General features: G+C 73.6%; 21 protein-coding genes. 14 read left to right on the top strand and 7 right to left on the bottom strand.

Going from position 1 to position 23,623, the window contains the following annotated elements; translation table 11 throughout:
• Window positions 1-95: 95 nt before the first annotated feature.
• The 7 genes from AC24HA_RS10285 (at window position 96) to AC24HA_RS10255 (ending at window position 8,448) form a co-directional block, all read left to right on the top strand.
• On the top strand, window positions 96-1,457 hold the full coding sequence (locus AC24HA_RS10285) for a replication-associated recombination protein A (protein WP_425709511.1): 1,362 nt from the start codon (window positions 96-98) through the stop codon (window positions 1,455-1,457).
• Between the two features lie 139 nt (window positions 1,458-1,596).
• Window positions 1,597-2,220 (top strand): 30S ribosomal protein S4, encoded by a 624-nt coding sequence (rpsD, locus tag AC24HA_RS10280; RefSeq protein WP_425709510.1) that lies wholly within the window; start codon window positions 1,597-1,599, stop codon window positions 2,218-2,220.
• Between the two features lie 176 nt (window positions 2,221-2,396).
• A complete protein-coding gene (gene alaS, locus AC24HA_RS10275; RefSeq protein WP_425709509.1) occupies window positions 2,397-5,078 on the top strand; it encodes an alanine--tRNA ligase in 2,682 nt (893 codons plus the stop codon).
• Window positions 5,075-5,575 carry a Holliday junction resolvase RuvX gene (ruvX, locus tag AC24HA_RS10270; protein ID WP_425709508.1) on the top strand — a complete coding sequence of 167 codons (501 nt, stop codon included), beginning with the start codon at window positions 5,075-5,077 and terminating at the stop codon, window positions 5,573-5,575. The genes alaS and ruvX overlap by 4 nt, the downstream gene beginning before the upstream one ends.
• Window positions 5,572-6,744, top strand: coding sequence for an endolytic transglycosylase MltG (mltG, locus tag AC24HA_RS10265; RefSeq protein ID WP_425709507.1), 1,173 nt, complete (start codon window positions 5,572-5,574; stop codon window positions 6,742-6,744). Before ruvX ends, mltG begins: the two co-directional genes overlap by 4 nt.
• The gene (locus tag AC24HA_RS10260; protein ID WP_425709506.1) at window positions 6,741-7,730 is read left to right on the top strand and encodes a shikimate dehydrogenase; all 990 of its coding nucleotides are present in this window, start codon (window positions 6,741-6,743) and stop codon (window positions 7,728-7,730) included. Before mltG ends, AC24HA_RS10260 begins: the two co-directional genes overlap by 4 nt.
• Before the next feature lie 49 nt (window positions 7,731-7,779).
• Entirely contained in the window at window positions 7,780-8,448 is a 669-nt protein-coding gene (locus AC24HA_RS10255; RefSeq protein ID WP_425709505.1) for a prepilin peptidase, read from the top strand.
• Between the two features lie 98 nt (window positions 8,449-8,546).
• On the opposite strand, the gene AC24HA_RS10250 is transcribed toward AC24HA_RS10255, so the two are convergent.
• The 6 genes from AC24HA_RS10250 to AC24HA_RS10225 form a co-directional block, all read right to left on the bottom strand.
• Complete coding sequence (locus tag AC24HA_RS10250; RefSeq protein ID WP_425709551.1) at window positions 8,547-9,200, bottom strand: class II aldolase/adducin family protein; 654 nt, start codon at window positions 9,198-9,200, stop codon at window positions 8,547-8,549.
• Between the two features lie 47 nt (window positions 9,201-9,247).
• Window positions 9,248-10,285, bottom strand: coding sequence for a zinc-dependent alcohol dehydrogenase (locus tag AC24HA_RS10245; protein ID WP_425709504.1), 1,038 nt, complete (start codon window positions 10,283-10,285; stop codon window positions 9,248-9,250).
• A 132-nt stretch (window positions 10,286-10,417) separates the two neighbouring features.
• Window positions 10,418-11,968: a xylulokinase gene (locus AC24HA_RS10240; RefSeq protein WP_425709503.1), complete on the bottom strand. Its 1,551-nt coding sequence runs from the start codon at window positions 11,966-11,968 to the stop codon at window positions 10,418-10,420.
• A 249-nt stretch (window positions 11,969-12,217) separates the two neighbouring features.
• Window positions 12,218-13,348, bottom strand: a complete 1,131-nt coding sequence (locus AC24HA_RS10235; protein WP_425709502.1) for a bifunctional 2-methylcitrate synthase/citrate synthase — start codon at window positions 13,346-13,348, stop codon at window positions 12,218-12,220.
• A gap of 71 nt (window positions 13,349-13,419) precedes the next feature.
• On the bottom strand, window positions 13,420-14,313 hold the full coding sequence (gene prpB / locus AC24HA_RS10230) for a methylisocitrate lyase (RefSeq protein WP_425709501.1): 894 nt from the start codon (window positions 14,311-14,313) through the stop codon (window positions 13,420-13,422).
• Window positions 14,314-15,837, bottom strand: coding sequence for an MmgE/PrpD family protein (locus AC24HA_RS10225; protein ID WP_425709500.1), 1,524 nt, complete (start codon window positions 15,835-15,837; stop codon window positions 14,314-14,316).
• A 139-nt stretch (window positions 15,838-15,976) separates the two neighbouring features.
• Between AC24HA_RS10225 and AC24HA_RS10220 the strand changes: the two genes are divergently transcribed.
• Genes AC24HA_RS10220 through AC24HA_RS10210 form a run of 3 tightly spaced genes read left to right on the top strand, consistent with a single transcriptional unit; the run spans window position 15,977 to window position 18,830 of the window.
• Complete coding sequence (locus AC24HA_RS10220) at window positions 15,977-17,545, top strand: AtzH-like domain-containing protein (RefSeq protein WP_425709499.1); 1,569 nt, start codon at window positions 15,977-15,979, stop codon at window positions 17,543-17,545.
• Complete coding sequence (locus AC24HA_RS10215) at window positions 17,542-18,315, top strand: cysteine hydrolase family protein (protein WP_425709498.1); 774 nt, start codon at window positions 17,542-17,544, stop codon at window positions 18,313-18,315. Before AC24HA_RS10220 ends, AC24HA_RS10215 begins: the two co-directional genes overlap by 4 nt.
• Before the next feature lie 56 nt (window positions 18,316-18,371).
• Window positions 18,372-18,830 (top strand): cupin domain-containing protein, encoded by a 459-nt coding sequence (locus tag AC24HA_RS10210; protein ID WP_425709497.1) that lies wholly within the window; start codon window positions 18,372-18,374, stop codon window positions 18,828-18,830.
• On the opposite strand, the gene AC24HA_RS10205 is transcribed toward AC24HA_RS10210, so the two are convergent.
• A complete protein-coding gene (locus AC24HA_RS10205) occupies window positions 18,799-19,440 on the bottom strand; it encodes a helix-turn-helix domain-containing protein (RefSeq protein ID WP_425709496.1) in 642 nt (213 codons plus the stop codon). The genes AC24HA_RS10210 and AC24HA_RS10205 overlap by 32 nt on opposite strands.
• Window positions 19,441-19,570: 130 nt before the next feature.
• Here AC24HA_RS10205 and AC24HA_RS10200 point away from each other — a divergent pair, with 130 nt between their 5' ends.
• From AC24HA_RS10200 to AC24HA_RS10185, 4 genes are read left to right on the top strand one after another with little or no spacing between them, the layout of a single operon-like run.
• Window positions 19,571-20,491 (top strand): MBL fold metallo-hydrolase, encoded by a 921-nt coding sequence (locus AC24HA_RS10200; RefSeq protein ID WP_425709495.1) that lies wholly within the window; start codon window positions 19,571-19,573, stop codon window positions 20,489-20,491.
• On the top strand, window positions 20,488-21,849 hold the full coding sequence (locus AC24HA_RS10195; RefSeq protein ID WP_425709494.1) for an amidohydrolase family protein: 1,362 nt from the start codon (window positions 20,488-20,490) through the stop codon (window positions 21,847-21,849). Before AC24HA_RS10200 ends, AC24HA_RS10195 begins: the two co-directional genes overlap by 4 nt.
• Entirely contained in the window at window positions 21,846-22,625 is a 780-nt protein-coding gene (locus tag AC24HA_RS10190) for an ABC transporter ATP-binding protein (protein ID WP_425709493.1), read from the top strand. The genes AC24HA_RS10195 and AC24HA_RS10190 overlap by 4 nt, the downstream gene beginning before the upstream one ends.
• The gene (locus AC24HA_RS10185; protein ID WP_425709492.1) at window positions 22,622-23,581 is read left to right on the top strand and encodes an ABC transporter permease; all 960 of its coding nucleotides are present in this window, start codon (window positions 22,622-22,624) and stop codon (window positions 23,579-23,581) included. The genes AC24HA_RS10190 and AC24HA_RS10185 overlap by 4 nt, the downstream gene beginning before the upstream one ends.
• Window positions 23,582-23,623 lie beyond the last annotated feature (42 nt).

The following is a 23,623-nucleotide window of genomic DNA, read 5'->3' as shown; positions in this document are numbered from 1 at the left end:
GTACCTGATTGCCGTTGCGGCCACGAGGCGTGCGCCACCCCCGCACGCCCGATGACGGCGGTCCGGATGTGGGACGGGCTCCGTAGGCTGGGGCGGTGGACCTGTTCACCTCCGCCTCGACCACCGACGACGGCACGCCCGCCGCCTCGGCGGGCGCGCCGTTGGCCGTGCGCATGCGGCCGGCGAGCGCGGACGAGGTCCTCGGCCAGGACCATCTGCTCGCGCCGGGGCAGCCGCTGCGCCGCCTCCTCGAGCCGGCCGACGCGTCCGGCTCACGCCGCACGGCCCCGGCCTCCGTCGTCCTGTGGGGCCCGCCCGGCACGGGCAAGACGACGATCGCGTACCTCGTGGCGCGCGCCTCGGGCCGCAGGTTCGTCGAGCTGTCCGCCGTCACGGCCGGCATCAAGGACGTGCGCTCCGTCGTCGAGTCCGCCCGTCGGGACCTCGTCACCTCCGGGCGGGAGACGGTGCTGTTCGTCGACGAGGTGCACCGGTTCACCACCACCCAGCAGGACGCGCTGCTGCCGGCCGTGGAGAACCGCTGGGTCACGCTCGTGGCCGCCACCACCGAGAACCCGAGCTTCTCGGTCAACGCCCCGTTGTTGTCCCGCTCGCTCCTGCTCACCCTGCGCCCGCTGACGGCCGACGACGTGCGCAGCCTCGTGGCGCGCGCCCTTCACGACGAGCGCGGCCTGGGCGGGTCGCTCACGCTTCAGGACGACGCGGCCGACGTGCTCGTGCGGCTCGCCGGGCCGGACGCCCGCAAGGCGCTGACCATCCTCGAGGCCGCGGCCGCGGCCGCGGAGGACGCCGGCGACACCGCGGTGGCCACCGCCCACGTCGAGGCGGCGATCGACGTCGCGGCCGTCGTCTACGACCGCGACGGCGACCAGCACTACGACGTGATCTCCGCGTTCATCAAGTCCATGCGCGGCTCCGACGTCGACGCCGCCCTGCACTACCTGGCGCGCATGATCGCGGCGGGGGAGGACCCGCGATTCATCGCCCGCCGCCTCATCGTCCACGCGTCCGAGGACGTCGGCATGGCGGACCCCACCGCGCTGACGACCGCGGTCGCCGCCGCCCAGGCGGTCCAGCTCATCGGGATGCCCGAGGGACGGATCCCGCTCGCGCAGGCCACCATCCACATCGCGTCGGCCCCGAAGTCCAACGCCGCCTACCTCGGCATCGACGAGGCCCTGGCCGACGTCCGATCGGGCCGATCCGGCCAGGTGCCCCACCACCTGCGCGACGCGCACTACGCCGGCGCCGAGCGGGCCGGCCACGGGGTCGGCTACCGCTACCCGCACGACGACCCGCGCGGCGTCCTGGCGCAGGACCACCTGCCCGAGGAGATCGCGGACGCCACCTACTACCGGCCCACCACCCACGGGCACGAGCGGGAGATCACAGGGCGCCTCGGCGCGATCCGCTCGATCCTGCGCGGGAAGCGCTGATACCCTGCTGAGGTTGTCCTGCGCCACCGGCGCAGGCGCTCCTGGGGTCCTGGCCACCGCCGGCACCAGCCGGCCACCACGGTCGACCCCACACCGACGGCGCAGCGCCGTTCGGTCGTGACACGAGTAAGGAATCCGCATGGCCCCCAGCCGTACCCGCCGTCAGGTGCGCCTCTCGCGCGCCCTCGGCATCGCCCTGACCCCCAAGGCGCAGAAGTACTTCGACAAGCGCCCCTACGGCCCCGGCGAGCACGGCCGCGCCCGCCGCCGCCAGGACTCGGACTACTCCGTCCGGCTCAAGGAGAAGCAGCGCCTGCGCGCCCAGTACGGGCTCCGCGAGGCCCAGATGGTCCGGGTCTTCGAGGAGGCCCGCCGCGAGCCAGGCATGACCGGTGAGTCCCTCGTCGAGCTGCTCGAGATGCGTCTCGACGCCCTCGTCCTGCGCTCCGGCTTCGCGCGCACCACCGCGCAGGCCCGCCAGGCCGTCTCGCACCGCCACATCCTCGTCGACGGCAAGATCGTCGACCGCCCGTCGTTCCGCGTGCAGCCCGGCTCGGTCATCCAGGTCAAGCCCCGTTCGCAGACGACGACGCCGTTCCAGGTGGCCGCCGCCGGCGGGCACCGCGACGTGCTCCCGGAGCTGCCGCCCTACCTCGACGTCCAGCTCGAGAAGCTGCGCGCCGAGCTCAAGCGCCGCCCGGCCCGCCCCGAGGTCCCCGTGACCTGCGACGTCCAGCTCGTCGTCGAGTACTACTCGCGCTGATCCACCCCCGCGCTGCGCCCCGGTCACGAAGGTGATCGGGGCGCAGGCATCTCAACCGGGCTCCGGATCAGCCAGAACGCCGATTGGTAACGATCGCGTCTCGGCGCGATAGTCTGCCCCGAGCCGCCCGGCCCCGTCCGGTCTGCGGACGCCCCCCGAACCGCCGAAGAGGACCGATGCGCACCGCCGAGATCCACCGCCGTTGGAACGAGCACTTCGCCCGGCACGGTCATGAGGTCGTCCCCTCGGCCTCGCTCGTCTCGCCGGACCCGTCGCTGCTGTTCACGATCGCCGGGATGGTGCCGTTCATCCCGTACATCGTCGGTACGGAGAAGGCGCCGCACCCCCGCATCTCCTCGGTGCAGAAGTGCATCCGCACCAACGACATCGAGAACGTCGGCCGCACGACGCGCCACGGCACGTTCTTCCAGATGGCCGGCAACTTCTCGTTCGGGGACTACTTCAAGGAGGGGGCGATCGACCTCGCCTGGGAGTTCATCACGGACGCCGAGCGGGGACTCGGGCTCGACGGCGACCGCATGTGGGTGACGGTCTGGGACGAGGACGCGGCCGCCCTTCACCACCTCACGTCCGTGATCGGCCTGGACCCCGAGCACATCGTGCGTCTCCCGCGCGAGGAGAACTTCTGGGACACCGGTCAGCCCGGCCCCGCCGGCCCGTGCGCCGAGTGGCACTACGACCGCGGGCCGGAGTTCGGCCCGGAGGCCGAGGGTGGCTCGGTCGACCCGGGCGGCGACCGCTACCTGGAGTTCTGGAACCTCGTCTTCGACCAGTTCCTCCGCGGCCCCGGCCAGGGCAAGGACTACCCGCTCCTCGGCGAGCTCGACAGCAAGTCGATCGACACCGGGGCCGGCCTCGAGCGCATGGCCTACCTGCTCCAGGGCAAGAACAACCTCTACGAGACCGACCAGGTCTTCCCGGTCATCGCGCGCACCGAGGAGCTGACCGGCCGCCGGTACGGCGCGGACGCCGAGGATGACGTCCGCCTGCGCGTCGTGGCCGACCACGTCCGCTCCGCGCTCATGCTCATCGGCGACGGTGTGCGCCCCGGCAACGACGGCCGCGGCTACGTGCTGCGCCGCCTCATCCGCCGCGCCGTGCGCTCTGTGCGCCTGCTCGGCGTCGAGGAGGCGACCCTCCCGGAGCTGCTGCCCGTCTCCCTCGACGCGATGAAGGAGACCTACCCCGAGCTCGAGGCCGGCTTCGGTCAGATCAGTGACATCGCCTACGGCGAGGAGGACTCCTTCCTCCGCACGCTCGCCTCGGGCACGACGATCCTCGACACGGCGGTCACGCGTGCCAAGGAGCGCGGCGGCCCCACGGCGGCGCGGCTGTCCGGCGACGACGCGTTCGCCCTGCACGACACGTACGGGTTCCCCATCGACCTCACCCTCGAGATGGCCGCCGAGCAGGGCGTGTCCGTCGACGAGGAGGGGTTCCGCACCCTCATGGGCGAGCAGCGTCAGCGCGCCCGCGCCGACGCGCTCGCGAAGAAGTCCGGCCACGTCGACACGGCCCGGTACAACGAGATCCTCGCCTCCCTCGGTGCTCCGGTGGACTTCCTCGGCTACCACGAGGCCGAGGCCGAGGGCCGGGTCGTCGGTCTTCTCGTCGACGGCGAGCCGGCACCCACGGCGAGTGCGCCCGCCGACGTCGAGCTCGTCCTGGACCGCACCCCGTTCTGGGCCGAGCAGGGTGGCCAGCTGGCCGACCAGGGCGAGATCCGGCTCGTCGGCGGCGGGGTCGTCGACGTCGCGGACGTCCAGCAGCCCGTCAAGGGCCTGACCGTCCACCGCGGAGCCCTCACCGAGGGCACCGTCACCCTCGACGAGGGCGTGCACGCCGCGATCGACACCGAGCGCCGCCGGCACATCGCGCGCGCACACACCGCGACCCACATGATCCACAAGGCGCTGCACGAGCACCTCGGGGAGCAGGCCACGCAGGCCGGCTCGGAGAACTCGCCGTCGCGCGTGCGCTTCGACTTCCGCCACGGCTCGGCGGTCGACGCCGCCGTGCTCGGCGACATCGAGGGCCGCGTCAACGAGCGTCTCACCGAGGACCTCGACGTCACCGACGAGACCATGAGCCTCGACGCCGCCCGAGAGTCCGGCGCGGTCGCGCTGTTCGGCGAGAAGTACGGGGACCAGGTGCGTGTGGTCTCGATCGGCGGCGACTGGTCCAGGGAGCTGTGCGCCGGCACGCACGTCGACCGCACCGGCAGCCTCGGGCTCGTCACCGTGCTGGGGGAGGCCTCGATCGGCTCGGGCGTGCGCCGGGTGGATGCGCTCGTCGGCGCAGGCGCCTACCAGAACCAGGCGCGCGAGAAGGCGATCGTCTCCCAGCTCGGCCAGCTCGTCGGCTCCCGCCCGGATGAGCTCATCGACCGCGTCGGGTCGCTCATGACCAGGCTCAAGGGCGCCGAGAAGCAGCTGGCCGCGCTCCAGCAGGCCGAGCTTCTGCGCCGTGGCGGGGACCTCCTCGACGCGGGCGAGCAGGTCGGGGACCTCACGCTCGTGGCAGCGGACCTCGGCGCCGTCTCCGGCGCGGACGACCTGCGCACCCTCGCGCTCGACGTGCGGGGCCGGGCGGGGGAGTCCCGGGGCCTGGTCGTCGCCCTCGTCGGCACGGCGAACGACCGACCGCTCGTGGTCGTCGCGACCAACCGGGCCGCGCGCGACGCCGGCGCACGCGCCGGGCAGCTCGTGCGCACCGCGTCGGGCGAGCTCGGCGGTGGTGGCGGAGGCAAGGACGACGTGGCGCAGGGCGGCGGCACGGACGCCTCCGCCGTCCCGGCCGCGCTCGCGGCCGTCCGCGCGGCGTTGGGCCGCGCATGACGCTGCGCCGCGGGGTGCGGATCGGCGTCGACGTGGGCACGGTCCGCGTCGGCGTCGCCCGGTGCGACCCTGACGGCGTGCTCGCGAGTCCCGTCGCCACGCTCGCACGCGACGCCGGTGGCGCCGACCAGCTCGAGATCGCGCGCCTGACCGAGGAGACCGGCGCGATCGAGGTCGTCGTCGGTCTGCCGCGGAGCATGGACGGCAAGGTGCGGGCCTCCGCGCGCGCCGCCACCGACTACGCCGCCACGCTCGCCGGCGTCATCGCCGCCACGAGCCCCGACGTCGCCGTCCGCCTCGTCGACGAGCGCCTGACGAGCACGTCCGCGCACCGCGCCATGCACGCCAGCGGCCGCCCGGGGCGGCGGCACCGCGAGGTCGTCGACCAGGTCGCGGCCGTGCTCATCCTCGAGAGCGCACTGGACGCCGAGCGCGCGACCGGAAGGCCCGCAGGCCGCCCGGTCACCCCCCGAGCGCCGAAGGAGACTTCCCGATGAGCGACCTGTTCGACGAGGTGGCCGACAGCCCGGCGGAACCCGAGGGGGCGGTCCGGGCCTCGCGCCGCGAGGTGCGTGCGCAGGAGGAGGCGCGCAGGCGCCGCAGGAGGCGTCGCACCCGGTCCGTCGTCGTCGTCGTGCTCACCGCGCTCGCCCTCGCCGCCGTCGCCTGGTTCGCCCTGCCGCAGGTCCGCGACATGCTCGGGTTCCGGCCCGACACGAGCGCCGAGGACTTTCCCGGACCCGGCAGCGACGAGGTCGACGTGACGATCCCGATCGGCGCCTCCGGCACGGAGATCGCCTCGACGCTCGTCGAGGCCGGGGTCGTCGCGTCCGAGCGCGCCTTCACCGACGCCTACGCGAACAACCCCGACTCCGGCGGCATCCAGCCGGGGACCTACACCCTGCTGGAGGAGATGCGGGCGGAGGACGCCGTGGCGGCGCTGCTCGACCCGGCCAGCCGCAACGAGATCACCATGACCATCCCCGAGGGTTTCACCCGCGACCAGGTGGTCGAGCGGGTGGCCGGCAACCTCGAGATCGAGGTCGAGGAGGTCGCCGAGGCGGCCGCCGACGCCGAGGCGATCGGGCTGCCCGAGGTGGCCGAGGGCGAGTCCGAGGGCTGGTTCGGTCCGGCGACCTACGCGTTCGAGCCGGACACGACGGCGGAGGAGGTCCTCGCCGAGATGGTGACCTTCCAGGTCGACCGGCTCCAGCAGCTCGGCGTCCCGGAGGAGGACTGGCAGTCCGTGCTCACGCGGGCCTCGATCGTCGAGCGCGAGGTCAACATCGACGAGTACATGCCGCAGGTCGCCACGGTCATCGAGAACCGCCTGAACGACACCACGGAGACCAACGGGATGCTCGGGATGGACTCCACGGTCCTGTACGGCATGGGTGAGACCGGCGGCATGCCGACCTCTGACGACACGGCCAACCCGGACAACCCGTACAACACGTACGTCCACCCGGGCCTGCCGCCCACCCCGATCGGGTCGCCCGGCGACACCTCGATCGCTGCTGTCCTCGACCCCGCCGAGGGCGACTGGCTCTACTTCGTCACGGTCAACCTCGACACCGGCGAGACCCTGTTCGCCTCCACGCTGGAGGAGCAGAACGAGAACGTCCAGCTGCTGCGCGAGTGGCAGGCCGAGAACCCGTCGTCGTGACCGGCCACGGGGTGACCGGCCACGGCGGGTCGGGGGGCGTCGTGACCGGCCACGGCGAGGTCCTGGTCGGCCAGGACGTCCACGCGCCCGGCGTACGGCGGCGGGCCGCCGTCGTCGGCTCCCCGGTCGCCCACTCCCTGTCGCCGACCCTCCACCGCGCGGCGTACGCGAGCCTGGGCCTCACCGACTGGGCGTACGGGCTCCAGGACGTGACGACCGACCAGCTCCCGGACGTCCTGTCCGGGCTCGACAGCTCGTGGGCCGGGCTGTCGGTGACGATGCCGCTCAAGCTCGCGGCCGCGGGCGCGGTGGACGTCAAGGACTCCGTGGCGGGGCTCCTCGGCGTCGTCAACACCATCGTCGTCCAGCCCGGGGGCCTCATCGTCGGCGCCAACACCGACGTGGCGGGCATCGCGGGAGCGCTGGCGGACGCGGGCCTGACGGCGGCGGACGGACCGGCGGTGGTCCTCGGCGCCCGTGCGACCGCCTCGTCGGCGGTGGCGGCGCTCGGCAGCGCCGGGGTGCGCGAGCTGACGTTCGTCGCCCGCAACGTGGGCGGTCCGGGGTCCGCGCTGCCGGTCGCGCACCGCGCCGGCCTGGCGGCGGGGCATGTCCGACTCACCGACACCGCCGGGGTGGCGCGCGCGCTCGCGGGAGCCGCCGTCGTGGTGTCCACGCTCCCGCGCGGCGTCGCCGACCCGGTGGCGGAGCTCGTGCCGGCCGCGGTCCGCCCGGAGGCGGTCCTCCTCGACGTCGTCTACGGGCCGACGCCGACGCCCCTGGCCGCCGCGTGGGCCGCGTCCGGCGGCACGGTCGCCGAGGGCTGGGGAATGCTCCTGCACCAGGCCGTCGATCAGGTCAGACTGTGGACCGGGCGGCAGCCCGACGCCGTGGCCGTGCGGGCCGCGCTGCTCGACCAGCTGGCCGTGCGCGCTCGTGGCGCGGCGATCCCTGACTCGCCGCCGGTGCTGCCGCCCGCGAGATGACGGACGGGCGCCGCGTGCCGCACGCCGCCCGAGGAGGGGGAGGTGGCACGTGGGCGACGCATCGGGTGCTCCCGCCCGACGGGCGAGGGCGGCGGCGTTCGGCGCGGTCGGTCCGGCGACGATCGGCCTTGCCGGCGTGGTCGCGGTCCTCGCCTCCGTCGCGCTGCTATCGGCGGACGGCTCAGCGGCCCCGCACGCCGGACCAGGGGCCGCGGCCGGTGCCGCGACCGGTGCGGCCCGCGTGCTGTGGGCGGCGGCGGGCGGCTGGCTCGCCGGGATCGCCGTGCTGCTGGCGGTGACCGACGTCAGGACCCACCGGCTGCCCGACCGTCTCCTGCTGGCCGCCGCCGTGGTCGTCGGTCCGCTCCTCGTGGCGGCCTCGGTCACGGCCGGAGCTCCGGCGGCACTGATGCAGGCCGCGGCCGGGTCACTGGTCCCGGCGGGCGTGCTCTACGTCGTCGCGCTCGTCACGCCGGGCGGGGTCGGCCTCGGCGACGTCAAGCTGCTCCTGCTGATCGGTGCGTGGCTGGGCTACCTGTCCGTGCCCGCCGCCACCGTGGGTCCGGTCCTCGGCATCGTCCTCGGCGGGCTGCACTCGATCGGTGCGGTCCTTGTGGGGCGCGCGAACCTGCGGTCCCACGTCCCGCTCGGGCCCTCGCTGCTCCTGGGCGCGGCACTGGCGACGTGGCTGGAGCTCACCGGCGGTCTCGCGGTCTGACGTCGCGGGCCCGCCCGCCCACACCGCCCGGCACGACCCGTGACAGGGGTGGTGCCCGGCCGCTCCCGGCCGGGGCCGCCCCTGGGGCTGCGCCCCGACTACTTCCTGGTCTGCCCGTAGCCGGACAGGCCGCTGCCGGCCTCGGCGAGGAGCTGGTCGCTGAGCACCTTGACGTGGGCCCCGGGCGCGCCCGCGACGGACATCGCCCGCAGGTGCACCTCGCAGACGTACTCCAGGTACTGCAGGAGGCTGAACGCCTTCGCCAGGGTCGGCCCGGTCGTCAGCGCGCCGTGGTTGGCCATGAGCGCGCCCGCACGGCCCTCGAGGGCGCCGGCCACGTTCGTGGCGAGCTGGTCGGTGCCGAAGGTCGCGTAGGGCGCCACCCGCAGGCGGCCGCCGAACATCGACGAGTAGTAGTGCGTCGCCGGCACCTCGTCGACCACCACGCTCAGCGCCGTCGACGCCGGCGCGTGGTTGTGGGTGATCGCCCGGGCGTCGGTGGCCGCGTACACCGCCAGGTGCAGCGGCAGCTCGCTCGACGGCGCGTACGCGGCGTCGACGGGCTCGCCCGACAGGTCGTGCACCCCGACGTCGCCGGGCTCCAGGTCCTCGTAGGCCATGCCCGACGGCGAGATGACGACCTGGTCGCCCACCCGCACCGAGACGTTGCCCGCGGTGCCCACCACGAGTCCCTGTCGTTGCATCTCCTGGCAGACGCGCACCACCTCGGCGCGCTCCTTCTCGAGCAGCATGCTCACCTGACCCTCCTCGTGTCTCTCGTCGTCATCCCTGCGGCCGGTCAGGGCTGGAGGATGTACTTCGAGCCCTTGCCCTCGGCCATGTCCTCGAGCGACTCCACGAGGGCCTCGAGCGGGCGGGTCTCGGTGACGAGACTGAGCCCGTCGAACTTGTTCGTGCTCAGCAGCTCGACCGCGATCTGGACGAACCGCGGCTGGTGGTGGTAGACGCCCTTGAGCGTGTACTCCTTGTAGTGCATGTCGGAGGAGTTGACCGAGAACGGCGCGTTCTTCGGGGTCCCGCCGAACAGCACGGCGGTGCCGCCCGGACGCAGCCCGAGCACGGTCTGCTCCCACACGTTCGGCAGACCCACGGCCTCGATCGCGACGTCGGCGCCCCGCCCGCCCGGGGTGAACGGGCGCACGGCGGCCGCGCACTCCTCGGGGGTCTCCAGACCGGTGAGGTCGACGGTCTCGCTCGCGCCGGCGGCGCGGGCCTGCTCGAGCCGTCCGGCCGAGCGGTCGGCCACGACGACGGTGGCGCCGCGGAGCTGGGCCAGCTTGAGGAACATCTGGCCGATGGGGCCCGCACCGTTGATGACGACGGTGTCGCCGAGCTCGATGCCGGACTCGTGCATGCCGTGGACGACCGTCGACAGCGGCTCGAGGGGGGCGGCCGCCTCGAACGGGAGGGAGTCGGGGATGACGTAGGTGTTGCGGTCGACGATCGCCTTCGGCACGACGATCTGCTCCGCGAACGCACCGTTGAGGTACTGGAGGTTCTCGCACAGCGACTCGCGGCCGATGGTGCACGCCCAGCACGAGCCGCACGGCGCCGTGTTGGCGGCGACGACGCGCTGCCCGACGGCGAACCGCTCCACGCCCTCGCCGACCTCGGTGACGACGCCGGCGAACTCGTGGCCGAACCGAGCGGGCAGGGAGGGGAACAGCGTGGGGTGCCCGCGCCGGTAGGACTTCAGGTCGGTGCCGCACGTGGCGGCGGCCTTGATCTCGACGGCGATCTCGCCGGGTCCCGGACGGCCCTCGGGCACGTCCTCGAGCCTCAGGTCGCCGGGTCCGTGGAACATGTACGCGCGCATGCGCTCTCTTCTCTGCTCGTGCGGTCCTGCTCGCGCAGTCCTGCGTGTGCGGTCCGGGGCGGCCGATCGCGTCGGCCGCCCCGGTCGGTGTGCGCCCCGCCGCGACCGGGTCGGCCGCGGCAGGGCGCGGTGTCACTCGACGTCGCCCACCTCGGCGTCGGGGTACTTCGTGGCGAACGCCTGGAGCTTGTCGGTGGTCCCCTTGAGGGCGTCGTACATCTCGCCCTGGATCGCGCCGAGCTCGGCGTAGATCTCGTGGTTGTCCTGGTTCGGCTCCGTCACGTCGCCGAAGCGCGCCATCGCCTGGGCGGCGGTGCGCACCGAGGTGTCGCCGTGGACGCCGGTGGAGGCCATGGCCAGGACGCCCGCGCCGAGCGCGGAGATCTCGTCCTCGAGGCAGGCCGTGATCGGCTTCCCGCTCGTGTCGGCCATGATCTGCCGCCACAGCGGCGAGCGGACGCCGCCGCCCATCGCGCGCACGGTGGTGATCGTCGTGCCGGTGGCCTTCTCGAGGCCGTCGAGCGACCGGGCCATCTCCAGGCCGATCGCCTCGAGGAGTGAGCGGTACATGGAGCCGCGGCCGTGCGAGCCGCGCCATCCGACGACCGCGCCGCGCGCGATCGGGTCCCAGTGCGGGCTCTGGACGGCGTTCCAGTAGGGGAGCGTCACCAGGCCGCCGGAGCCCGGTGCGCGTTCGGCGGCGATCCGCTCGAGCTGGGGGTCGGGGCGCCCGCGCAGCTCGGGGTTCCAGAACGCGGTGCGGTACCAGGTGGGCAGGAACGCGCCGGAGGACTGGAGGACCTCGAGCACGTAGGTGTCGGCGACGCCGCCTGCGAGGGTGCGGTAGACGGGGCCGAACGCGTACTCCTCGGACAGGACGCCGGCCACGACCGCGGTGCCGAGGTTCATGTAGAGCGTCTGCTCGTCCACGGAGGCGGCGCCGATGCCGGCGCCCTGGCCGTCGCCGAGGCCGGCCACGAGCGTGACGGGCTGCGAGAGGCCCCAGCCGTCGAGGACGGACTCCTGGATCTCGCCGAGCACCTCGCCCGGCTTGTACAGGTCGACCATCTGGTCCTCGCGGACACCGGCGATCTCGAGGAGCGAGGAGTCGTAGGTCTGCCGGGCGATGTCGAACAGGCCGAGGGAGTCGGCGCAGGCGACGGAGTCCTTCCACTCGCCGATGAGCTTCTTCACCAGGTAGGCGTGGACGTTGACCACGCGATCGGCCTTGTCCAGGACGCCCGGCTCGTTCTCCTTGACCCATGCCATCTTGTAGATGGCCGGCGTGACGTCCGGCGGCTTGCCCGACAGCTCCCAGATGTCCTTCGTGCCGTACTTCAGGATCTGGTCCGAGGCCCTGATGTCCATCCAGAGGATGCCGTTCCTCAGGGGCGTGCCGTCCTCGGTGAACGGGGCGAACGTCTCGCGCTGGTGGGTCACGCCCATCGCGACGATGCGCTCCTTGTCGGCGTTCTTCAGCTGCGAGACCGCGGCGGCGACCGCCTCGTTGGTGGAGTTCCACCAGGCCGCGGGGTCGTGCTCGGCGAACCCCTGCTGCGGGCTGCGGAGCTGGATCTCCCGCTTGCCCAGCGCCACCACCTTGCCGTCGGGGTCGACGATGATGGCCTTGCTGGACGTGGTCGACGAGTCGACCGCGATGACGAGCGGTGATGACGGGGGCATGGGAACCTCGAATCGGCGCTGATCGGCGTCGGGCCGCCGTCGGCCGCGACGGGAGCCGCAGTCCCGGCGCGGACTCCACGATGATCTCACCACGGTTCGTGTTGGAAGCACCAGTATGTCTGGTGACGCGAACGATCGTGCGGGACGCCGCCGACGCGCTGCACGGTGGTGCGCTCGCTCCGTGGGGCGCGCGCCGTGAGCCTGTGCCGAGCTCCGGCCCCGCGACCGTGCGCGGGGCGCGCCGGACTCCTACGCCAGGTGCCGCTCGTCCGGCCCGGAGTAGGCGGACAGCGGTCGGATGAGCGCGTTGCTCGCCCGCTGCTCCATCACGTGCGCCGTCCAGCCCGTCACCCGGGAGGCGACGAAGAGCGGGGTGAACATCTCGGTGTCGAAGCCCATGAGGTGGTAGGCGGGCCCGGACGGGTAGTCGAGGTTCGGCAGGATGTTCTTCGCCCGCGTCATCTCGTCCTCGAGACCGTCGTACAGCGCGAGCAGGTCGGGCCGGCCGTAGTGCTCGACCAGCGTGTCGAGGGCGGCCTTCATCGTCGGCACCCGCGAGTCGCCGTTCTTGTAGACGCGGTGGCCGAAGCCCATGATCTTGCGCTTCTCGGCCAGCGCCTGCTCGAGCCAGGCCGCCGCGCCCTCGGCGGTGCCGATCTCGTGCAGCACGTGCATGACGGCCTCGTTCGCGCCCCCGTGCAGCGGGCCCTTGAGCGCCCCGATCGCCGCGGTGACCGCGGAGTGGAGGTCGGCGAGCGTGGAGGTGACGACCCGGGCGGTGAACGTCGAGGCGTTGAAGGAGTGCTCGGCGTACAGGACCATCGAGCGGCGGAACGCGTCGACGACGACCGGGTCGGCCTCCTCGCCGAACGTCATCCACAGGAAGTTGGCGGAGTAGTCGAGGTCGTCGCGCGGGGCCACGGCCTCCTGGCCGCGGCGGCGACGCTGGTCGTAGGCGACGACGGCGGGGACCTGGGCGAGCAGCCGGGTTGACTTCTCGAGCTCGGCCTCGCGCGAGGAGTCCTCGGCGAGCGGGTCGCTCGCGCCGAGCACGGAGACCGCGGTCCGGACGACGTCCATGGGGTGCGCGGTTGTCGGCAGGGCGTCGACGACGGCGCGGGTCTGCTCGCCGAGGGCGCGGTGGGCGCGCTCGGTGGCGACCAGGGCGTCGGACTCGGCGGCGGTGGGGAGCTCGCCCTGCCACAGGAGGTGGGCGACCTCCTCGAACGAGCACCGGTCGGCGAGCTCTTGGACGGGGTAGCCCCGGTAGAGAAGCGAGTTGGTCTCGGGGTTGACCTTGGAGATCGCGGTCGTGTCGGCGACGACGCCGACGAGACCCTTGCGGATCTCCGGCTCGGCTGCGCGTGGCTGCTGCGTCATGGCGTGGCTCCTGTCGGTGGGGTGCCTGGCGGCGCCCAGCGCTCTGGGCGGGGCTCGGCTCGGTGCTCGGGTCAGGGCTCGTACGTGAAGATCTCGTCGTCGAAGGCGTTGTAGCCGGCGTAGTCCAGCAGCTCGTAGAGCCGGGCCCGGGTCTGCATCTCGGGGACGACGGCGGTGAGGGTGCCGTGCTCGCGCAGGTGGTGCAGGTGCCGCTCGGCGGCCCCCATCGCGGAGCGGAGCAGCGAGACCGGGTGGATGACGAGGTTGATGCCGACGTCGGCGAGCTGGGCGTGCGTGAACAGCTCGGACTTGCCGAACTCGGTCATGTTGGCGAGCACGGGGACGTCGACCGCGGCCCGGACGGCGGCGAACTCCTCGAGCGAGCGCATGGCCTCGGGGAAGATCGCGTCGGCGCCGGCGTCGACGAGCGCCCGCGCCCGGTCGGCGGCGGCGCCCAGGCCGTCGATCGCCGCGACGTCGGTGCGCGCCATCACGAGGAAGTGCTCGTCGCGCCGGGCCTCGACGGCGGCCCGGATGCGCTTGAGGGCGGTGGACTCGTCGACGACCTGCTTGCCGTCGAGGTGCCCGCACCGCTTGGGGTTGACCTGGTCCTCGATGTGGGCGCCGGCGAGCCCGGCGTCCTCGAGGACCTGGATCGTGCGGGCGACGTTCATCGGCTCGCCGAAGCCGGTGTCCGCGTCGACGATCGACGGCAGGTCCGTCACGCGCGCGATCTGACCCGCCCGGCCCGCGATCTCGGTCAGCGTGGTCAGCCCGATGTCCGGCAGGCCGAGGTCGGCCGAGAGCACGGCGCCAGAGATGTAGACCCCGTCGAACCCCGTGTCCTCGATGAGCCTGGCCGAGAGCGGGTTGAACGCCCCGGGCAGCACGAGAAGCTCCCCGGAGGAGAGGCGCTCGCGCAGGGCACGGCGCTTGTCGGCGGCAGACGTGGCGGAGTGCAGCACCTAGAGGATCCCCTCGGGTCGGCCGGCGGACTCGATCGTCGTCCCCGGCGCGGTGACGGTGACCTCGCCGAGCTCGTCCGGGCCGAGCTCGGCCAGGCGAGCGGCGACGCCGAGGAACCGTCGCACCTCGTCCTCGCCAACGACGTCGGTCGCGAGCGTGACGAGCTTGCCCTCGTACTGCGCGCGGGCGAAGGGGCGCGCGCCGTCCGGGTGGGCGTCCGCGAGGGCGAGCTCGTCGGCGATGACCCTGCCGTCGGTCAGCGTGGCGACGAGGCGGCCGCCGAACGCCTTCACGGCCGGGTCGCTCGAGTGGTATCGCTCCGTCCACACGGGGTCCTCGACGGTCGTGATCCGCTGCCACAGCTGGACCGTGTCCGGCCGGCGGGCCCGCTCCGGCGCGTAGGAGCGTTCGTGGTGCCACGTCCCGTCCTGAAGCGCGACGGCGACGATGTAGGGGATCGAGTGGTCGAGGGTCTCGCGCGTGGCGTCGGGTGAGTACTTCTGCGGGTCGTTGGCCCCGGAGCCGATGACGTGGTGGGTGTGGTGGCTGGTCTCCAGCACGATGCCTGCCACCTGCTCGGGGTCGCGCAGCTCGGGGTGCTGCTCGCCCATCCTGCGCGCGAGGTCGATGAGCGCCTGGGCCTGGTACTCGGCGGAGTGCTCCTTGGTGTAGGTCCGCAGGATGGCGCGGCGTGGCTCGCCGGGCGCCGGCAGGTCGACGTCGTAGGCGGCGCCCTGGCCGTCGAGCAGCCAGGCGATCACCCCGTCCTCGCCCTCGTAGATCGGTTCCGGCGAGGTCTGGCCGCGCACCGCCCGGTCGACGGCCTCGATCGCGGCCTTGCCGGCGAACGCCGGCGCGTAGGCCTTCCACGTCGAGATCTGGCCCTTGCGGGACTGGCGCGTCGCCGTCGTCGTGTGCAGGGCCTGCCCGACGGCCTGGAAGATCGTGTCCGGGCCGAGCCGCAGGAGCGTGCCGAGGCCCGCGGCCACCGCGGGCGCGAGGTGGGCGACGTGGTCGATCTTGTGCTTGTGCAGCGAGATCGCGGTGACCAGGGAGACCTGGACCTCGTAGGCGGTGGCGATCGCCGCGACGACGTCGGCCCCCGTGATCCCACGGGCGGCGAGGTGCTGGGCGACGGCGAGGATCGGCGCGATCGTGTCGCCCGGGTGTGAGTAGTCGGCCGCGAGGAACGTGTCGTGGAAGTCGAGCTCACGCACCGCGACCCCGTTCGCCCAGGCCGCCCACTCGGGCGCCACCCGGGTCGTGGACGGGAGCCCGACGACGGTCGCGCCCGGGTCACGCGGGCGGTCCAGGGCCTGCGCTCGTGCGGCGACGACGGGCGCCCGCGTGAGGGAGGCGGCGGCGACCGCGTGGTTGTCAATCACCCGGTTGATCACCATGTCCGTCACCTCGGCGTCCGGCTCGACCCGGTCGGCCGCGAGCTCGGCGATCGCCCACGCCAGCTGGCGCTCGCGCGGCAGGTCGGCGGTGGACGGGTGCACGGTGACGTGGTGCCTGCTCATGGGGCCCTCTCGGCGACGGTGGCGGGATCCTAGAGTCTCACGGGTCCGTCACCCCGGACACATGACGGACACGTGATCGTTCGCTGGCCGACCCGGGGAGAAACAGAACCGACACGCACCCCTTCCTAGCGTGGGCGGCATGCACACCACCACCGCGCCGGGCCCTGTCGAGGCCGTCGCACCCGTCCGCGTCGACGGCACGGCGCCCCCCGCTCTTCTCGACGCGTTCTGGGCCTACGACCGCGCGCTGCTCGCGAACGACCTCGAGGCGCTCGGCGCCCTCTTCCTCGACGCCGAGGACACGCTGCGCGGGGACGGCACGACGCTGACGGTCGGGCACCGGGCGATCACCGCCTACCGGTCTGCCCGCGGCACCGCGCCGACCCGGCAGGTCGTGGCCGTGCACGTGCGCGACCTTGCGCCCGGGACCGCGCTCGTCATGGCCGAGGTCCGCTCGCCCACCGGGACGCCGGGCCTGCAGACCCAGGTGTGGCGACGCACCGACGACGGCTGGCGCGTGGCCGCCGCCCACGTCACCGCGCCGCCGCGCACCGTGGACCACGCGGTCTGGCGGGTCGTGGGGAGCCCGCTGCTCGCGCCGTCGAGCGACGGCGAGCTCACGGGTGAGACGGTGGCCGTCAAGGACGTCCTGGCGCTGAGGGGCCAGGCCGTCGGCGGCGGGGTGCCGGCGCTGCTCGCCGAGCGGCAGCCCGAGGCTAAGAGCTCCCCGGCCGTCGACGCGCTGCTGCTCGCCGGGGCGGCCGTCACCGGCGTCGCGCAGACGGACCAGCTCGCCTACAGCATCGCGGGGACGAACCCCGCCACCGGGACACCGCCGAACCTGGAGGCTCCCGGTCGGGTGCCGGGCGGCTCCTCGAGCGGCCCGGCGGTGGCCGTGCGACGCGGGGAGGTGAGCATCGGTCTCGGCACTGACACCGCCGGCTCGATCCGTGTGCCCGCGGCCTACCAGGGGCTCTGGGGGCTGCGCCCCACCCAGGGGGCGGTTCCGACCGACGGCATGCTTCCGCTCGCCCCCAGCTTCGACACCGTCGGCCTGCTCACCCGTGGCCCCGGCACGCTGCTCCGGGCCGCCCGCGTCGTGCTCGGCGGGGACTCCCCGTCGGCCACGCCGGACCGCCCGCGGTCGTACGTCGTGGTGGACGCGATCACCGGGCTCGCGGACACCAGTCTCGGGCTGCAGGTCGAGGAGCTGGCCGAGCACCTGCGCGCGGACCGTGCGGGGCTCCCCGGCGACCTCGACGAGTGGTTCGCCGCCTTCCGAACGGTCCAGGCCTTCGAGGCCTGGCAGTCCCACGGGGCATGGATCGTCGCGCACCCGGGCGCACTGGCCCCCGACGTCGCCGAGCGGTTCGGCGCCGCGTCCCGGGTGAGCGCCGGTGCCGCGTCCGAGGCGCGGGAGACGCTCGACGTCGCGCGGAGCCTGCTCCGCGACCTCGTCGCCGACCGCATCCTCCTGCTGCCGACCACCTCGGGCCCGCCGCCCGCACTGACGGCGTCGCCCGCGTCGGTCGAGGTCGACCGTTCGCGCACGCTGCGGCTCACGAGCCTGGCCTCCCTCGCGGGTCTGCCCGCCGTCAGCGCCCCGCTGCTGCACCACGGGCGGTCCCGCGCCGGGGTGTCGTTCGTCGGCCCCCCGGGCTCCGACCTCGCACTGGTCCGGGCCGCCGGGGCGGTGGCGGCGCGATGACCGCGGCGAGCGTCGCTCCGCGGCCCCGGTCGTGGGGCCTGTGGCCCGAGCACGTCGACCTCACCGGTCAGCCCGGGACGAGGCCCGTCGACCTCGGCGCCCTGCCGCAACGGCTGACGATCGACCTGGCGCGCACGGCCGTCGTGGTGGTCGACATGCAGAACGACTTCCTCCATCCCCGGGGGTGGCTCGGTTCGATCGGCGTCGACGTCGCACCCGCGCGCGCAGCGATCGAACCGCTGCGACAGCTGCTCCCGGAGCTGCGCGGGGCCGGCGTACCCGTCGTGTGGCTCGGCTGGGGCAACCGCCCGGACCGGGCCAACCTCCCTCCCGGCGTGCTGCACGTGTACGACGCCGACGGGCGCGGGGGAGGCATCGGCGAGCGGGCCGGGCTCAGCCCGGCCGTCCTCACCGAGGACTCCTGGGGCGCCGAGGTCGTCGACGAGCTGACGGTCGAGCCCGGCGACCTGCGCGTCTCCAAGTATCGAATGACCGGTTTCGTCGACACCCCGCTGGACTCGATCCTGCGCCGGCTGCGCGTCGACACGCTGCTGCTGGCCGGTGTCAACGTCGACCAGTGCGTGCTCGCGACGCTCACCGACGCCGCGGCCCTCGGCTACGACGTCGTCCTCGTCGAGGGCGCGAGCGCGACCACGTCGCCGGACTTCTGCCGCGCGGCGACCCTCTACAACGTGCGCCAGTGCTTCGGATTCACGACGACGCCGGCGGAGCTGTCCGCGGCACTCGCCCCGACCCGTGTCACGACCTGACCCGCGCCCCCGCGCTCCACCTGCCCCCCACCGCACCCACGACGAACGGAACGCACATGGCCGACGCGCCGATCCTCAAGCACCTCTCCGACCTGCAGACGTACCGCATCCAGGCGGGCGACACGGTCAAGCTCACCCACCTGACGGGGCCGTCCGAGCAGTCGCCCACGAGTGTGTTCTTCGAGATCTGGGACCCGCACGGGGTGCAGCCCGACAACACCCACCCGGACTCGGTCGAGATCTTCATCTTCCTGTCCGGGCGCGGCGAGGCCGTGAGCGACGAGCACACCGTCGAGGTCGCCGCGGGCGACGTCCTCGTGCTGCCCGAGGGGTCGGTGCACCACATCCGCAACACCTCCGGGACGGAGCGGCTCTACGCGGTGACGATCATGGCCAACGACCTGGGCTCGATGGACAGCGGGTTCGAGCACCTCGTGACCTCCGGGGTGCCGGAGGCGCTCGACGACGAGGACCGGGCCGCGGTCATCGCCGGTCTGGCGACCCTGGGTCGCTGACGTGCTCCGCGTCCGCGCCGCCGTCGTGGGCGTGCACCACGAGGACCACCGCGGTCGGCGCCCCCACCTGCCGGAACCGGTGCGGGACCCCGCCGCCGTAGCTCACGGTGTCGCGCGCATCGAGCGTGACGAGCCGGTGCGTCCCGTCCGGGTCCACGAGCTCGAGCTCGACGGTCCCTGCTGCCACGTAGAGCGACTCGGCGTGGTCGTGGGTGAAGAGGTCGCGGAAGTCCTGCGGCGGCGCGACGAACTCGGTGATGTCGACGTCGCCGGCGCGCAGCACCAGCCGGGCGCCGGACGCGCCGGCGTCCGGCCGGGACGAGCCGCCCGTGCGCACCGCGCGCACGCGGGGGGCGTCCCGACCGCGGAGGACCTCGTCGGCGTCGACCCGGCCGGCACCCATGAGGGCCTGCTGCGTGGTCCCGAGGGCCTGGGCGATCTGGAACAGCGAGCGCATCGACGGCCGGGCATGCCCCCGCTCGACCTGGGAGAGGAACGAGTGGGACAGTCCGGTCGCGCCGGCGAGCGAGACGAGCGTGACGCCGCGGGCGTGCCTGCGGGCACGGATCGCGGAGCCGAGGGCGAGGTCGGCGCGCGTCTGACGGTCCATGGGTGGCACTCCTTCGTCGTCGCCGACTCTGTCACGCGCCCGGCGCCCGCCTGACACCTGCGTGAAACAGCCGCTCCGTACTGTCGATGATGTTGATCAGATCAACATGAGGATCCCACGAGGAGGATCGATGACGCACACACCGACCGCGCCCCCGCTGGCGGGGCTCGACCGGGCGCAGGCCTGGTTCGAGGTGCGGGAGCTCGCCGGCAACATCTGGCTGATCGGCGAGCCCGGCCACGTGAGCTGCTACCTGGTGATCGGCGCCGAGCGCGCCCTGCTTCTCGACTCCGGTCTCGGGATCGCCCCGATATCCCGCGTCGTGGCCGGGCTCACCGACCTCCCGGTCGTCGTGCTCAGCTCGCACGACCACCTCGACCACCGGGGCGGCAACGGCGACCTGCTGGACCCGTCCGGCCCGGTCGAGGTCGTGGAGCTGCTCGCCCACCCCGGCGGCCGGCACGGCGCGGTCGATCCCGAGGTGCTTCGGGGGTACTGGAACGCGATGTCGTACGTCGTCGCCCGCCACCGGGACTTCCGGCGCCTGGACGACGAGCTCTTCTTCGCGGCTACCGACCTGCCGCGGATGCGGGACCTGCCGGACCTCACAGGCTGGCGGGTGGGCGCCGTCCCGCCGACCGGGAGGGTGCAGGACGGCGAGGTCATCGACCTCGGCGGCCGACGCCTCACGGTCCTGCACACACCGGGTCATGCGCCCGACGCGCTCGTCCTGCTCGAGGAGTCCACCGGGACCCTGCTGTCCGCCGACACGGTCCTCGCCTCGGCGCACTGGCTGCACGGGGACGAGGCCGACACCGCAGCCTTCGCCGACTCGCTCGACCGGCTCGCCGCGCTCGACGTACGCCGGGTGCTGCCCGCGCACAACCTCGTCCACGAGCTGCCCGGCACGGCCGTCGCACGCGTGGCCACCGCCGCGCGCGCCGTCGCCGACGGACGCACCTGCCCGGTGCCGAGCAGGGACATGCTCGGCAGCCCCGCCCTGCGGCACGAGGTCGGCGGCGTCGTCGTCCTCACCGGGCTCGGCGCATGAGCCGCCACCTCGCCGGGCCGCCGTCGGGACGCGCGCACCTCGCCGGGCTGCGGGTCGACCGCCTGCGCTCGGTCCGACTGCTCGACGGGACCCTCGGTGACCTCCCGCTGGCAGGCGGAGCCGCGACCGCGGGCAGCACCGCCCCCCGCACCGAGCTGGACGCTTCCGGGTGGCGGCTGCTGCCCGCGGCCGCCGAGCCGCACGCACACCTCGACAAGGCCTTCACCGCCGACCGGCTCCCGCCCGGCGGCGACGACCTCGAGTCCGCGGTGTCCAGGTGGCGGGCGCTCACGCCGTCCGTGAGCGCCGCCGACATCAGGTCCCGCGCGACGCGGGCCGTGGGCCGGTACGTCGCCAACGGCGTCACGGCCATCCGCACGCACGTCGACCTCCTGGCGGACGGCGACCCGCTGCGCGGGGTCGACGCGCTCGTCCGGCTGCGGGACGAGCTCTCGGGCGTCGTGACCATCCAGGTGTGCGTCCTCGCCGGACCGGGCGCCGACCACGGGCACCTGCGCGAGGCCGTCGACCGGGGGGTCGACGTCATCGGCGGCTGCCCCCACCTGGCCGACGACCCGGCGGCCGAGACCGCCGACCTCCTCGACGTCGCCGAGCGCACCGGTCTCCCCGTCGACCTGCACACCGACGAGCAGACGGCCGCGCCCCGGCTCGACCTGGTCGACCTCGCGCAGCAGGTCATCGCCCGCGGCCTGGCGCAGCGGGTGACCGCGAGCCACTGCGTGCGGCTCGGCTCCCTGCCGAGCGACCGGCTCCGCGCCGTGCTCGAGCTCGTGGGCAGGGCCGGCATCGGGCTGGTCACGCTGCCGATCACCAACCTGTACCTGCAGGGGCGCGGCCCCGACGAGCCGCGGCTGCGTGGCATGCCCCCGCTCAGGCAGATCCTCGACGCCGGGATCGAGCTCGCCGCCGGTGGGGACAACGTCCGGGACCCGTTCAACCCCGTCGGCACCGCCGATCCCTTCGGGACGACCGCCCTCCTCATGACCGCCGGCCACCTGGGCGCCGACGAGGCCCTCACAGCCGTGACGTCGGGCGCCCGCACGGTCATGGGGCTGTCGGCGGCGGGGCCCACCGACGGCGCCGCGGCCGACCTCATGCTCGTGCCCGACGTACCGGTCGCCGACGTGCTCGCCGGCGCCGAGGTCGCCCGCATCGTGCTGCGCGCCGGGGTCGTGGTCGCCGACACCCGCGTGAGCCGGGACCTCGCCCTGGCGGACCCGGGTCCGGCTGCTCACCCGGACCGGTTCCGACGTCCGTTCGGTCACCGGTCCGCCGACCGGCATCTCGCCCCCGCCCCGTCCCCCGCACGTCAACCGATCGGAAGGTCCACGTCATGACCCTCACCGAACCGTCCGCCCCCACCGCGGTCCCGCGCGCGACGAGCTTCAGGACCCTGCGCATGTCGGGGGTGACCAAGAGGTTCTCCACGGGCACCGTCGCGCTCGACGGCATCGACCTCGAGATCGGGCCGGGTGACTTCGTGTCCGTCGTCGGCCCGTCCGGCTGCGGGAAGTCGACCCTCCTGCGTCTCGCGTCCGGCCTCGACACCGTGAGCTCCGGCGTCCTCACCGTGAGCTCGCGCTCGACCAGCTACGTCTTCCAGGAGGCCACCCTCCTCGAGTGGCGCACGGCCCTGAAGAACGTCGAGCTGACCGGTGAGCTGCGGAAGGTCGACGCCGGCCACCGACGCAGGCTCGCCCGGGAGGCGCTCGAGCTCGTGGGGCTCACGGGGTTCGAGAACCAGTATCCGCGCGAGCTGTCGGGTGGCATGCGGATGCGTGTGTCGATCGCCCGCGCCCTCGTCACCGAGCCCGACCTCGCCCTCTTCGACGAGCCGTTCGGGGCGCTGGACGAGATCACCCGGCTGCGCATGCAGACCGAGCTCCAGCGGATCTTCCGGCTCAAGCAGTTCGCGGGCCTGTTCATCACGCACTCCGTCTCGGAGGCCGTCTACCTCGCCAACCGGGTGATCGTCATGAGCGGCCGTCCCGGGCGGATCGTGGCGGACATCCGCATCCCGTGGGCCTACCCGCGACCCGCCGAGCTCCGCTACGACCCCGAGTTCGCCGCCCTGACGGGCGAGGTCTCGGCAGCCCTTGGAGAGCACTCATGACACTGCACGCCCACATCCGTCCCGACGCAGGGACCGCGAACGACCTCCCGGACCCGGGGTCCGACCGACCCGTGGCCGACCCCGACCGGGTACTCACCGTCCCCGTCCCCGCGCCGGAGCGGCCGGGCCGTCGTCGTGCCGGCGTCGGCCGGCGCATCGGCCCGGCGACGGTGGGTGCCCTGCGCGGGGCGGCACCTGTCGTGCTCTCGCTCATCGGGATCGTGGTCATCTGGTACGTCGTCGCGCTCGCGATCCTGCCCGTGGACCAGCGGTTCCTGCTCCCGCCCCCGCACGAGGTCTTCGGCAGCACCCTGACCAACCCGCAGCTCATGGAGCCGATGCTCGACGCGCTGGGACGCAGCGTCGTCGTCGCGGCCATCGGGCTCGCCGTCGCCGTCGTGATCGGGATCCTCTGGGCCCTCGCCATGTCGGCGTCCAGGTGGACCGAGTCGATCCTGTACCCCTACGCCGTCATCCTCCAGACGATCCCGATCCTCGCCCTGGTGCCGCTCATCGGCATCTGGTTCGGCTACGGCTTCCCGGCACGGGTCATCGTCTGCGTGATCATCGCCCTGTTCCCGATGATCTCCAACACGTTCTTCGGGCTGCAGTCGGCGAGCGCCGCCGCGCACGATCTCCTCACCCTCAACAACGCCTCACGGACCCAACGGCTCGTCAAGCTCCAGCTCCCCGCGTCGGTCCCGTCGATCTTCACCGGTCTGCGGACGGCCGCCGGGTTGTCCGTCATCGGTGCGCTGGTCGGCGACTACTTCTTCCAGCAGGGCCCCGTGGGCATCGGCGGCCTGCTGCGCACCTACACGCTGCGCCTCCAGATGGACGCCCTGTTCACCGCCATCACCCTGACCGCCCTGTTCGGCGTCGTGGTCTTCGGTCTCTTCGCCGTCCTCGACCGCCTCGTGCTCGGCCGCTGGTACGGGAAGCGGCCCAGCTCGTGAGAGCGGACCCCTCAGTGCCCTCCGTCCCTCGCCCGGCCCCCG

It is taken from the genome of Georgenia sp. Z1491 (assembly GCF_057652395.1).
Note: the sequence above shows the minus strand (reverse complement) of the source record. Positions and strands in the feature narration are given on the sequence as shown.